Below are 10,561 nucleotides of genomic sequence, written 5' to 3'. Positions count from 1 at the left end.
GCTCGCGGCCGTCGGCCGGCGAGCTCTCGGGACGGCGCGGTGTGGCCGTCGACATCCTGCCGGCCGACCTGTCCGACCGGGCGCAGCTCGAGCGGGTCGCCGAGCGGCTGCGTGACGCGTCGCGACCGGTCGACCTGCTCGTCAACAACGCCGGGTATTCGCTCAACTCGCGCTTCGTCGACGGCGCGTCGAGGCCGAGGAGCAGCTGCTCGACGTGCTCGTGCGCGCCGTGCTCGTCCTCAGCCACGCGGCGGCGACCGCGATGGTTGGGCGGGGGAGCGGGCGGATCATCAACGTCTCGTCGGTCGCCGGCCTGAGCGCGAGCGGCACCTATGCCGCGGCGAAGTCCTATGTCACGACCTTCACCGAGTCCCTCTCCGGGCAGCTCGCCGGCACCGGGGTGCAGGTCATGGCGCTGCTGCCGGGCTACGTGCGCACCGAGTTCCACGAGCGGGCGGGCATCGACAAGGGCGAGCGGTCGGGGCCCTTCTGGCTCGACGCCGGCGACCTCGTGCGCCAGGCCCTCGCCGACTCCGAGCGCGGGCGGGTCGTCTCTGTGCCCAGCGCGCAGTACAAGGCGATCGTCGCCGTGGCCCGCCACCTGCCGCGCGCCATCGTGCGCAACCCGCGCATCACGGCGCTGCACCGCAAGCCGGACTGACCTCCCCTTCGCCGGAGACCGCAGTGACGGGGCCCAGCCCAACCCTGCAAAACCCTAGGGTTTTGCGTTCTGAACTTCGCAGAACCCTAGGGTTGTGCAGAGTTCAGAGGGGGCCGAGGACGGCGGCGGGGTCGGTCGGGAGGTCGAGCGTCTCGAGGACCTCGAGCAGCGCCCGCTCCTCGAAGCGGAAGTGCGACTCCATGATCGCGCCGAGCCCCTCGACGTGCGAGCGCACCACGTCGGGTGGGGCGTCGCGGTCGAGCGCCGCCTCGAGCCCGCCGATGAGGTGACTCATCATCGAGTGGTCCTGGGTGAGCTTGCGCAGCGTCTCGGCGAGCTCGGGGTGCGCGGCGGCGACCGCGGGGAAGAGGTGACGGTCCTCCCCTTCGTGATGGCGGGTGAGGGCCGTGCAGAACCCGCGGCAGTACAGCAGCAGGTCACGGGCGGCGGCGGGGTCGGTCCCGGCCGTGCGCACGAGCTCGAGGGCCTCGCGGAGGCGGCGGTGGACCGCCCGCAGCTCGTGTGCCCAGGCGATGATCCGGATGTGCTCGCCCTCAGTCATGCGAGGGCGAAGGGTGGGGTGCGCGCATCGCGCGTCCTCCTTCGGGTGCGGCGCCTCCATGCTTGGCACGGTCTGCCACCGGCACGCGACGCTGGCGCCAACGTAGTCCATAGACTGCGGGCGTGACTGACATCGCCGCCGACCGCGCCCGCCTGCTCGAGATCGTCAAGGACAAGGCCATCGTCCACGGACGCGTGACCCTCTCCTCCGGCAAGGAGGCCGACTACTACGTCGACCTGCGCCGCATCACCCTCGACGGCGAGGCCTCCCCGCTCGTCGGCCGCGTCATGCTCGACCTGGTCTCCGACCTGGACTTCGATGCCGTCGGCGGGCTGACCCTCGGCGCCGACCCGGTCGCCACGTCGATGCTCCACGCCACCGCGGCGAAGGGGGAGCGGCTGGACGCCTTCGTGGTGCGCAAGGCGGGCAAGGCGCACGGCCTGCAGCAGCGCATCGAGGGCCCGTCGATCTCCGGTCGCCGTGTCCTGATCGTCGAGGACACCTCGACGACGGGCAACTCGCCGCTCGAGGCCGCCAATGCCGCCCGCGAGGCGGGCGCCGAGGTCGTCGCCGTCGCGACGATCGCCGACCGGGCGACCGGTGCGGCGGAGAAGTTCGCCGAGGCGGGCCTCGAGTACCGCCACGTCTTCGGGCTCGAGGAGCTCGGGCTCGCCTGAGCCGGCACGTCGGTCCGGTCTGGGGAAAGCAGGCCGAAGAGGTTAGGCTCTCCTAAGTCAGTCGATTCCGGCACCAGGAGAGTCATGAAGATCGCCGAGCTCAAGGACCGCGTCGTCCTCGGCGCCGCCCGCGCCTACGCGCGCCGCACGATGGCCGACTACGCGGAGCGTCCGGAGGAGTCGCAGTTCACCGTCACGGTGTCGCGGGTCGTCGACCTCAACCCGGTCATGCGCCGGATCACCCTGAGCGCGCCGGAGCTGACCCGCTACGAGCTGCTCGGCCCGGACGAGTACTTCGGCCTGCTCATGCCCGGCGCCGACGGCCGGCTGCACCTGCCCGACCCCGAGCGGACCAATGTGCGCACCGCCATCGCCGACATGCCCGAGAGCGAGCAGCCGGGCCTGCGCTGGTACACCGTGCGCGCGCTGCGTCGTGACGAAGGGGAGCTCGACGTCGACATCGTCACCCACGGTGACTCCGGGCCGGGTTCGGCGTGGGCGACGACGGCCGCCGTGGGCGACACCGCCGGCTTCCGCTCCGGTGGCGCGCTGTACTCGACGTGGGACGCGCCCCGTCAGCTGATCGTGGCGGACGAGACGGCCGTGCCTGCGCTGCTCGCGATCCTCGAGGAGCGCTTCCGCCGGGGCCTGCCGGGTCTCGGCGAGGGCATCGAGGCGCATGTCGAGGTCGGCTCCCGCGTGGTGCTCGACGGGCTCGAGCTCCCGGCCGCGGTGACCGTCCACGAGCGGGGCGGCGCCGCGCCCGGCACCGCCGTGCTCGCCGCCCTCGCGACCGCTCCGGACCTGACCGCCGACCTGGACTACGCGTGGCTGTGCGGGGAGTCGGGGCTGGCGACCTCCCTTCGTCGTCACCTCGTGCAGGAGGTCGGGATGGACAAGCGGGCCATCACCTTCTCCGGCTACTGGAAGCTCGGCGCCGCCCGCGGCTGACCCCGCCCAGCTGACAGCACTTCGAGACGGTCGCTTCGCGACCGCCCACGCGGAGCGTGGGACCCACTCAGGGACCGGAAGGGGCACGGCAGATAGCGTGGCGACCATGGAGCCGCACCTCGTCGCCCTGGATGTCGACGGCACGATCGTCACCCACGCCGGAGAGCTCGGGGAGCGCACGCGCGACGCGATCCGCGCCGTCTCCGACGCCGGGCACGAGGTCGTCATCTCGACCGGCCGCTCGATCGTCGCGACCCTGCCGGTCCTGCGGGCGCTCGATCTCAGCCACGGGTTCGCCGTGTGCTCCAACGGCGCCGTGACGATCCGCCTCGACCCGACCGCCCCCGACGGCTACACCATCGACGAGACGGTGACCTTCGACCCGCGGCAGGCGCTCACCCTCGTCATGGAGCACGCGCCGCACATCCTCGTCGCGGTCGAGGAGGTCGGCGTCGGCTTCAAGGTGGCCCGGCCCTACCCCGAGGGCGTGCTGCAGGGCGAGCAGGTCGTCGTCCCCTTCGAGGAGCTCGTCTCCCGCCCGACGACCCGCGTGACCTTCCACGACCCCGAGGGCCAGAGCGAGGACTTCCTCGAGCTCGTCGAGCGGATCGGGCTGCACGGCGTGAGCTATGCCGTCGGCTACACCGCGTGGCTCGACCTGGCGCCCGAGGGCGTGTCCAAGGGGTCGGCCCTCGAGCTCGTCCGCCGCAAGCTCGGGATCGAGCCCTCGCACACCTTCGCCGCCGGAGACCAGCGCAACGACCTCGAGATGCTGCGCTGGGCGGCCGGGGCGTCGCCATGGGCGCGCCCCGCCGGAGGTGGTCGCCGCCGCCGACGAGACCACCGGGCCCGTCGACGACGACGGTCTCGCAGACGCCCTTCGCCCGCTCTACTGACCGGGGGGCACATCGGGGGCATCATGTCCTCGTGAGCCACTCTCCTGATCTCGGCGACGCCCGTGACGCCGCCACCGATGCCGCTCGCAAGGTCGGCGACCACCCCGCCCTCGAGACGCTGGCCCGCGTCGGTTTCGTCGTCTCGGGGCTCCTGCACATCGTCCTCGGGTGGACCGCCGGTCGGGTCGGCTGGGGCGGCGGTGGCCAGGCCGACCAGTCCGGCGCCCTGGCGACCCTCGCGAGCAACCCCGCGGGCACCGTCCTCATGTGGGTCATCGTCGTCGGGCTCGCCGCCCTCGTGCTGTGGCAGCTGGCCGTCGCGGTCGGTCCCAGCGTCGGCGAGAGCGGTGCGGCCGACCGGGTGAAGGCCGTCGGCAAGGCGCTCGTCTACGCCGCGATCGCCTGGACCGCAGCGCAGTTCGCCGTCGGCTCCGGCTCGTCGTCCTCCTCGGAGCAGTCCTCCCAGGACGTCACCGCGACCCTGATGAAGGCGCCCGCCGGCCAGGTCCTCGTCGGTGCGGTGGGTGTCGCGGTCATCGCCGTCGGCGGCTACCACGTCTACAAGGGCGTGACCCGCACGTTCCTCGACGACCTCGAGGAGCACCCCGGGCGCCTCGCGACGGTGGCCGGCATGGTCGGCTACCCGGCGAAGGGAGGCGTCCTCGCCCTCGTCGGTGCCTTCTTCGTCATCGCCGCCGTCCAGCACCAGTCCTCGGAGGCCGACGGTCTCGACGGCGCCCTGAAGTCCCTGCGCGACGAGCCCTTCGGCCCCGCGCTGCTCACCGTCGTCGCGGCCGGTCTCGTGGCCTTCGGCCTCTACTGCTTCGCCCGGGCACGTCACCAGCGGATCTGACCTCCCCTTCGGCAAACCGGTTGCCGGGCGAAGGGGGAGTCCCTACCCTTGTCGGGTCCGACCGGTCGGTGACAGCGCCCGGTCCCCCCGACCAGAGGTGATGACCCGCCTGATGCGGCACCAGATCTCCCGCGACTGACCAGCGCGACCGACCGCGGCCCACGCACCGCGAGTCCCGTCGGCGTGCGCTCGCCGCCACGGCAGGAGATCACCCATGTCAGCACCCACCACCGGGGCCGACGCCCTCGTCACCCTCACCCACCTCACCCTCGACTGGCCCGACGGCACCCGTGCCCTCGACGACGTCAGCGGGTCCTTCGGCCACGGCCGCACCGGCCTCGTCGGGCGCAACGGCTCCGGCAAGACCACCCTGCTGCGCCTCATGGCCGGCGAGCTCGCCCCGACCTCCGGCGCCGTGCACGTCGCGGGCACGGTCGCCACGCTGCCGCAGCAGCTCGGCCTCGACACCACGCGCACCGCGGCCGAGGCGCTCGGCATCGCGCCCGTGCTGGCAGCGATCGGCGCCATCGAGGCCGGGTCGCTCGACCAGGCGAACTTTGATGTGGCAGAAGGCCGCTGGGGCATAGAGGCCGAGGCCATGTCGACCCTCGCCGCCCTCGGCCTGCCCGCAGGGCCCGACCTGCTCGACCGTCGGCTCGGCACGCTCTCGGGAGGTGAGGTCGTCACCGTCGGGCTCGCCGCCCTCCAGCTGCAGCGGGCCGATGTCGCGCTGCTCGACGAGCCGACGAACAACCTCGACCGGGCCGCCCGCGACCGGCTGGTCGCGGCGATCGACGCGTGGCCGACGCATCGGTCGCTCGTCGTCGTCAGCCACGACACCGAGCTCCTCGCGCACGTCGACCGCATCGTCGAGGTGCACGGGCGGGAGCTGCGGAGCTTCGACGGGCCGTGGTCGGTCTACCGCGCGGCGATCGACGCCGAGCAGCAGGCGGCCGCCGACGCCGTGCAGGCCGCAGAGCAGGACCTGCGTCGGCAGAAGCGCGATCGCATCGAGGCCGAGCTCAAGCTCGCGGGCCGGCAGCGCATCGCCGACCGCGACTACGCGAGCAAGCGCGCGCCCAGGATCGTCATGAAGACCTGGGGCATGCAGGCGGAGAAGTCCGCCGCCAAGCACCGCGACATCCACGACGACCGGCTCCAGCGGGCCGAGTCCTCGCTCGCCGACGCCGAGGCGCGGGTCCGCGAGGACCGTTCGGTGCGCATCGAGCTACCCGCGACGCGGGTGCCGGCAGGGCGCACCGTGCTCACCCTGCAGCCCGTCGCGCCCGACGCGGCGGTGCCGGGGAGCAGGTGCGGGGGACCCCCTTCGTCCCGTCGTGGTCCGCGGGCCGGAGCGAATCGCCCTGACCGGGCCCAACGGCGCCGGCAAGACCACCCTGCTGCGAGAAGTCCTCGGCCTGCCCGTGGCGGTGGAGCCGGTGGCGAGGTGCGTCGGGCGCATCGACGAGGTCGGTCACCTGCCGCAGCGGATCGAGCTCGACGACGAGCTGACGATCCTCGAGACGGTCCGGGCGGCTGCGCCGACGGTGCCGCCGCAGCAGGTGCGGGCGTCGTTGGCGCGCTTCCTCTTCCGGGGCGCGCTCGCGGAGCGGCGGGTCGCGGGCCTGTCCGGCGGCGAACGCTTCCGCGTGGCGCTGGCCAGCGTGCTGCTCGCGGACCCGGCGCCGCAGCTCGTGGTGCTCGACGAACCGACCAACAGTCTCGACGTCGACAGCGTCGACCAGCTCGTCGACGCCCTCGCGGCCTACGAGGGCGCGCTCCTCGTCGTCAGCCACGACGAGGACTTCCTCGGCCGGCTCGGTCTCACCCGCCGCTGGGAGATTCGCGACGGCCGGCTCGCCGACGCCGCCGCCAACCCTGCAGGACCCTAGGGTTTTGCAGAGTTAGGGGCTGCCAAATCTGCAAGACCCTAGGGTTTTGCAGAGTTGGGGCGAAGGGGGAGAGCGGCCAGGGCGAGGATCGCAGCCGCGGCGCCGAAGCCCAGCCCCATGGCGACGTCGGTGACGTAGTGGACGCCGAGCAGGATGCGGTCGGCGGCGGTGAGGATGACGGCGAGCAGCGCGAGCAGCGCTGTGCCCCAGCGGATCCAGACCCGCTCGGCGGCCCGGGCGAGGGCGATGAGCAGCACCGCGCCGAGCGCGATGTTGGTCGCGTGCCCGCTGGGATAGCTGAAGCTGCCGACCTCGAGCACCGCCTGCGCCGGTCGTGGTCGCTCGACGATCTCCTTGGCCACCGCACCGAGCGCCCACCCGACGAGGCCGATCGCCATGACGACCACCCCGGCCCGGGGCGTGATCCGGCGCCGCAGCACGAGTGCGCGGCGGCGATCGCCACGATCGGGTGCACCACCCACGGTCCGCTGAGGTCGGACCACACGCGCGCCGCCTCGGCCAGGCCGTCGTGGTCGGCGAGCAGGGCGACGGCCCGGGAGGCACTCCCTTCGTCCAGCTCGCGCAGCGCCGACGAGGGGATGATCACCCACTCGCCCAGCGCAGCGACGAGCAGCATGACGGCGACCATCACGGCCACCGCCACGACGACGCGAAGGGGGGACACGTGGCGGTCGGTCGGCATCCAGCGATTGTGCGGCATGCTGGACCCGCCATGTCCGATCTCGTCATCACCTCGCCGGCCAACCAGCGCCTCAAGGACCTCGTGACCCTGCGTCGCCGTCGCGCCCGCGAGACCACCGGGACCACCCTCGTCGAGGGGCTCGAGGAGACCACCCTCGCGCTCGACGCCGGTGTCCGCCCCTTCACGGTCTTCCACTGCCCCGAGCTCATGCTCGACCCCGACGTCGGGGCGGCGCTCGTCGAGCGCGCCCGCGGCCTCGGGGCCGAGGTCGTCGAGCTCGGGCGCACCGCCTTCGACAAGGTCGCCTACCGCGAGGGGCCCGACGGCATCCTCGCCAAGGTGCCCACCCCCGGGCTGGGCCTCGACGAGGTCGACCTGCCGGACGACGCCCTCGTCCTGCTGTGCGAAGGGGTGGAGAAGCCGGGCAACCTCGGCGCCATGCTGCGCACCGCCGACGCGGCGGGTGTCGCGCTCGTGCTCTCGGCCGACCCGGTGACCGACTGGGGCAACCCCAACGTCATCCGCTCGAGCAAGGGCACGGTCTTCTCGGTGCCGGTCGCGGCGCGAGCACCGACGTGGGCGTGGCCTGGCTCGCCGAGCACGGGGTCGCGGTCGTCGCGACGACCCCCGACACCGACGTCGAGCACACCGACGCCGATCTCACCGGTGCCGTGGCCGTCGCGGTCGGCTCGGAGAAGTACGGCCTGACCGACGCCGCGCTCGCGCGGGCCCAGCACCGCGTACGGATCCCCATGGTGGGACAGGCGAACTCGCTCAACGTCGCCACCTCGGCGGCGATCGTCGTCTACGAGGCCGTGCGCCAGCGGCGGGCCGGCTGACGCCGGCCCGGCCGCCCCCCCTTCGGCACGCTCGTCGCACCCCCGTGCCACCCCGATTACGGGGCGGGCGCTGCCCTGTGCCACGATGCCTGCATGCGCGTTGACCACGTCTCCTATGCTGCAGACCAGTCCGGTGTCAAGGCCACGGCCGAGCGCCTCGGCGATGCCCTGGGCGTCACTCCCGTCGACGGGGGCATCCACCCGCGCTTCGGCACGCGCAACATGATCCTGCCGCTCGCCCACGAGCGCTACGTCGAGATCGTCGAGGTCCTCGACCACCCGAGTTCCGACAAGGCGCCCTTCGGCCAGGTCGTGCGCGCCCGCTCCGAGGCCGGCGGCGGCTGGATGGGCTGGGTCATCCGCGTCGACGACGAGATCGAGAAGGTCGAGCAGCGCCTCGACCGCAAGGCCGTCGACGGCAACCGTCGCCTCTCCGACGGCCGCGAGTTCCTCTGGAAGCAGATCGGCATCAAGGGCACCATCGCCGACCCGCAGCTGCCCTTCTTCGTCAAGTGGGGCGAGGGCTCGCCGCACCCGTCGCAGGAGGCGGCGACCGACGTCACCATCGCCTCGCTCATGATCGCCGGCGACCCGGCCCGCGTCACCGACTGGCTCGGTGGGCGCACGCCGGAGGAGACCTCGTCGGTCATCACCTTCGACTTCGTCGCGCCGCACGGCACGCCCGGCCTGCTGTCGGTCACCTTCAACACCCCGGGTGGTCCGGTCACCCTCTGACCGGCACCCCATGGCCTGGTCGGAGCGCGTCGGCGACTTCTTCGCCCTCGACGACGACTGGGTCCGCCCCGGCGGCACGATCAGTCGCGGGGACCTCCTCTTCACCGTCGCTGTCGTCGCGGCCTCGCTCTTCGTCCTCGAGCTGATGCGCGCGCTCGGCGGGCTCGTCGAGATCGACGCCCCGCGCTGGCAGCAGTGGCTCTACACCGCGGTCCCCGCGCTCTTCCTGCTCACCCGGCGACGCTTCCCGCTCGCCACCGTCATCGGCGGCTCCGTCGCCTACTGGGCGATCTCGACGCTCGAGCCGCTCATGGCGAGCCTGCTGTCGACGCAGATCGCCTACTTCCTCGTCGTCCTCGGTGGCGTCGCGTGGGCGAGGAACCGTCGCGCGATGGCCCTCGTCTACTCGGTGATCATCTTCGCGATGGGTCTCTGGCTGGTCTGGGGGATCGCCGTCGGCCAGGTCCTCGGCGACATGGTGGAGGCGAGCGACCCCGACGCGTGGGTCCCGGCGACCGTCGCCGCCCCGCTCATGCTCGGGGCCATCAACGTCCTGTACTTCGGCGGAGCCGTCCTCGGCGGGCAGGTCGCCTGGCGATCCGCACGGCAGCGCGCGCACCTCGAGCAGCAGACCGTCACGATCAGCGAGCAGACCGAGCAGCTGCGCGAGGCGGCCGTCATCGACGAACGGCTGCGCATCGCCCGCGAGCTGCACGACGTCGTCGCCCACCACGTCTCCGGGATCGGGGTGCAGGCGGCCGCGGCCCGTCGGGTCATGGACCGTGACCCCGAGGCGGCGAAGGGGGCGCTCGCCCGGATCGAGGGTGGCAGCCGCGACGCCGTCACGCAGATGCGTGGGCTCCTCGGCACGCTGCGGATGCGAGAGTCCCCGGCCGCCGCGGACGGCCACGCCCCGGAGCCGACGCTCGGCGACATCGCCGAGATGGCGCAGGCCCGCAGCGGGTCGGGTCTGACCGTGGTCCACGAGGTCGTCGAGGCCCGCGAGGGTGACGTCGACGCCGTGCCGGCATCGATCGGGCACTCCCTCTACCGCACCGCCCAGGAGGCGCTGACCAATGTCACGAAGCACTCGACCGCCCGCACCGCGCGGGTGACCGTGCGCGTCGACGGCGAGCACGCCGAGGTCGAGGTCACCGACGACGGCCGGCCGCTCCCGGGCACCTCCGGCACCGGCATGGGTCAGCTCGGCATCCGCGAGCGGGTCCAGTCGCACCACGGGAGCGTCGAGATCGGGCCGCGACCGCTGGGTGGCTATCGGGTCCGGGCGCGGATCCCCCTTCGCTCCGAGGGTGCGCGATGAGCCTGCCTCCGCCCGCAGGGGGCGGGGCCGGCGGGCGGCTGCGGGTGCTGCTCGTCGACGACCAGCCGATCATCCGGTCGGGCTTCGCGATGATGCTCTCGGTCGAGGACGACCTCGAGGTCGTCGGTGAGGCGTCCGACGGGCGGCAGGCGGTCGAGATGGCCCGGGAGCAGCGGCCCGATGTCATCGTCATGGACGTGCAGATGCCGGTCATGGACGGCATCGCCGCAACCCGGGAGATCGTCCCCGCGGGGCTCGGGCGGGTCATCATCCTGACGACCTTCGACGCCGACAGCTATCTCTTCGACGCGCTGGAGGCCGGGGCGAGCGGGTTCCTGCTCAAGAACGCCGAGGCCGACCAGCTCGTCGACGCCCTGCGCGCCGTCGGGCACGGGCACGCGCTGCTCGCCCCCGAGGTGACCCAGCGGGTCATCGCGCAGATGACCGCGCCCGCCGCCGGCAGCGGGCCCG

The 10,561-nt window shown here is 73.0% G+C and carries 13 protein-coding genes and 2 pseudogenes; 13 read left to right on the top strand and 2 right to left on the bottom strand.

Features of this window, described 5'->3' with window-relative positions:
* Together AC2W7J_RS10985 and AC2W7J_RS10980 are read left to right on the top strand one after the other, a co-directional pair.
* Positions 1-317: SDR family NAD(P)-dependent oxidoreductase (locus AC2W7J_RS10985; RefSeq protein WP_485982401.1), on the top strand; the 317-nt coding region annotated here is incomplete at its 5' end.
* Positions 215-661: an SDR family NAD(P)-dependent oxidoreductase gene (locus AC2W7J_RS10980; RefSeq protein WP_485982399.1), complete on the top strand. Its 447-nt coding sequence runs from the start codon at positions 215-217 to the stop codon at positions 659-661. The genes AC2W7J_RS10985 and AC2W7J_RS10980, both read left to right, overlap by 103 nt.
* 103 nt (positions 662-764) lie before the next feature.
* On the opposite strand, the gene AC2W7J_RS10975 is transcribed toward AC2W7J_RS10980, so the two are convergent.
* Positions 765-1,223: a hemerythrin domain-containing protein gene (locus tag AC2W7J_RS10975; protein ID WP_485982398.1), complete on the bottom strand. Its 459-nt coding sequence runs from the start codon at positions 1,221-1,223 to the stop codon at positions 765-767.
* A gap of 122 nt (positions 1,224-1,345) precedes the next feature.
* On the opposite strand from AC2W7J_RS10975, the gene pyrE reads away from it, so the two are divergent.
* The 6 genes and pseudogenes from pyrE (at position 1,346) to AC2W7J_RS10945 (ending at position 6,492) form a co-directional block, all read left to right on the top strand.
* Positions 1,346-1,900 (top strand): orotate phosphoribosyltransferase, encoded by a 555-nt coding sequence (gene pyrE, locus AC2W7J_RS10970; protein ID WP_255184543.1) that lies wholly within the window; start codon positions 1,346-1,348, stop codon positions 1,898-1,900.
* 84 nt (positions 1,901-1,984) lie between these two features.
* Positions 1,985-2,851: a siderophore-interacting protein gene (locus AC2W7J_RS10965; protein ID WP_485982397.1), complete on the top strand. Its 867-nt coding sequence runs from the start codon at positions 1,985-1,987 to the stop codon at positions 2,849-2,851.
* 106 nt (positions 2,852-2,957) lie between these two features.
* Positions 2,958-3,782, top strand: coding sequence for an HAD family hydrolase (locus AC2W7J_RS10960; RefSeq protein ID WP_485982395.1), 825 nt, complete (start codon positions 2,958-2,960; stop codon positions 3,780-3,782).
* Positions 3,779-4,600: a DUF1206 domain-containing protein gene (locus AC2W7J_RS10955; protein ID WP_485982393.1), complete on the top strand. Its 822-nt coding sequence runs from the start codon at positions 3,779-3,781 to the stop codon at positions 4,598-4,600. The genes AC2W7J_RS10960 and AC2W7J_RS10955 overlap by 4 nt, the downstream gene beginning before the upstream one ends.
* Positions 4,601-4,814: 214 nt before the next feature.
* Positions 4,815-5,291 (top strand): annotated as a pseudogene (locus AC2W7J_RS10950) (ATP-binding cassette domain-containing protein); the annotation flags it as partial.
* A gap of 646 nt (positions 5,292-5,937) precedes the next feature.
* Complete coding sequence (locus tag AC2W7J_RS10945; RefSeq protein ID WP_485982392.1) at positions 5,938-6,492, top strand: ATP-binding cassette domain-containing protein; 555 nt, start codon at positions 5,938-5,940, stop codon at positions 6,490-6,492.
* A gap of 38 nt (positions 6,493-6,530) precedes the next feature.
* On the opposite strand, the gene AC2W7J_RS10940 is transcribed toward AC2W7J_RS10945, so the two are convergent.
* Positions 6,531-6,890 (bottom strand): phosphatase PAP2 family protein, encoded by a 360-nt coding sequence (locus tag AC2W7J_RS10940; protein ID WP_485982390.1) that lies wholly within the window; start codon positions 6,888-6,890, stop codon positions 6,531-6,533.
* Between the two features lie 335 nt (positions 6,891-7,225).
* Here AC2W7J_RS10940 and AC2W7J_RS10935 point away from each other — a divergent pair, with 335 nt between their 5' ends.
* From AC2W7J_RS10935 to AC2W7J_RS10915, 5 genes and pseudogenes are all read left to right on the top strand, one after another.
* Positions 7,226-7,903, top strand: a complete 678-nt coding sequence (locus AC2W7J_RS10935) for a TrmH family RNA methyltransferase (RefSeq protein ID WP_485982389.1) — start codon at positions 7,226-7,228, stop codon at positions 7,901-7,903.
* Positions 7,837-8,034, top strand: a pseudogene (locus tag AC2W7J_RS10930) (TrmH family RNA methyltransferase); the annotation flags it as partial. The gene AC2W7J_RS10935 and the pseudogene AC2W7J_RS10930, both read left to right, overlap by 67 nt.
* A 93-nt stretch (positions 8,035-8,127) precedes the next feature.
* Positions 8,128-8,769: a VOC family protein gene (locus tag AC2W7J_RS10925; protein ID WP_485982387.1), complete on the top strand. Its 642-nt coding sequence runs from the start codon at positions 8,128-8,130 to the stop codon at positions 8,767-8,769.
* 10 nt (positions 8,770-8,779) lie between these two features.
* Complete coding sequence (locus tag AC2W7J_RS10920; protein WP_485982385.1) at positions 8,780-10,090, top strand: sensor histidine kinase; 1,311 nt, start codon at positions 8,780-8,782, stop codon at positions 10,088-10,090.
* A partial coding sequence (locus tag AC2W7J_RS10915) for a response regulator (RefSeq protein WP_485982383.1) occupies positions 10,087-10,561 on the top strand: 475 nt, incomplete at its 3' end. The genes AC2W7J_RS10920 and AC2W7J_RS10915, both read left to right, overlap by 4 nt.

The organism is Janibacter sp. CFPM2_SD2, from assembly GCF_057364645.1.
Note: the sequence above shows the minus strand (reverse complement) of the source record. Positions and strands in the feature narration are given on the sequence as shown.

Bases quoted from the DNA above. Each gene is read 5' to 3' on its own strand.
- AC2W7J_RS10975 (WP_485982398.1), bottom strand. From the start codon at position 1,223: ATGACTGAGGGCGAGCACATCCGGATCATCGCCTGGGCACACGAGCTG.
- AC2W7J_RS10965 (WP_485982397.1), top strand. From the start codon at position 1,985: ATGAAGATCGCCGAGCTCAAGGACCGCGTCGTCCTCGGCGCCGCCCGC.
- AC2W7J_RS10960 (WP_485982395.1), top strand. From the start codon at position 2,958: ATGGAGCCGCACCTCGTCGCCCTGGATGTCGACGGCACGATCGTCACC.
- AC2W7J_RS10940 (WP_485982390.1), bottom strand. From the start codon at position 6,890: ATGGCGATCGGCCTCGTCGGGTGGGCGCTCGGTGCGGTGGCCAAGGAG.
- AC2W7J_RS10935 (WP_485982389.1), top strand. From the start codon at position 7,226: ATGTCCGATCTCGTCATCACCTCGCCGGCCAACCAGCGCCTCAAGGAC.
- AC2W7J_RS10925 (WP_485982387.1), top strand. From the start codon at position 8,128: ATGCGCGTTGACCACGTCTCCTATGCTGCAGACCAGTCCGGTGTCAAG.
- AC2W7J_RS10920 (WP_485982385.1), top strand. From the start codon at position 8,780: ATGGCCTGGTCGGAGCGCGTCGGCGACTTCTTCGCCCTCGACGACGAC.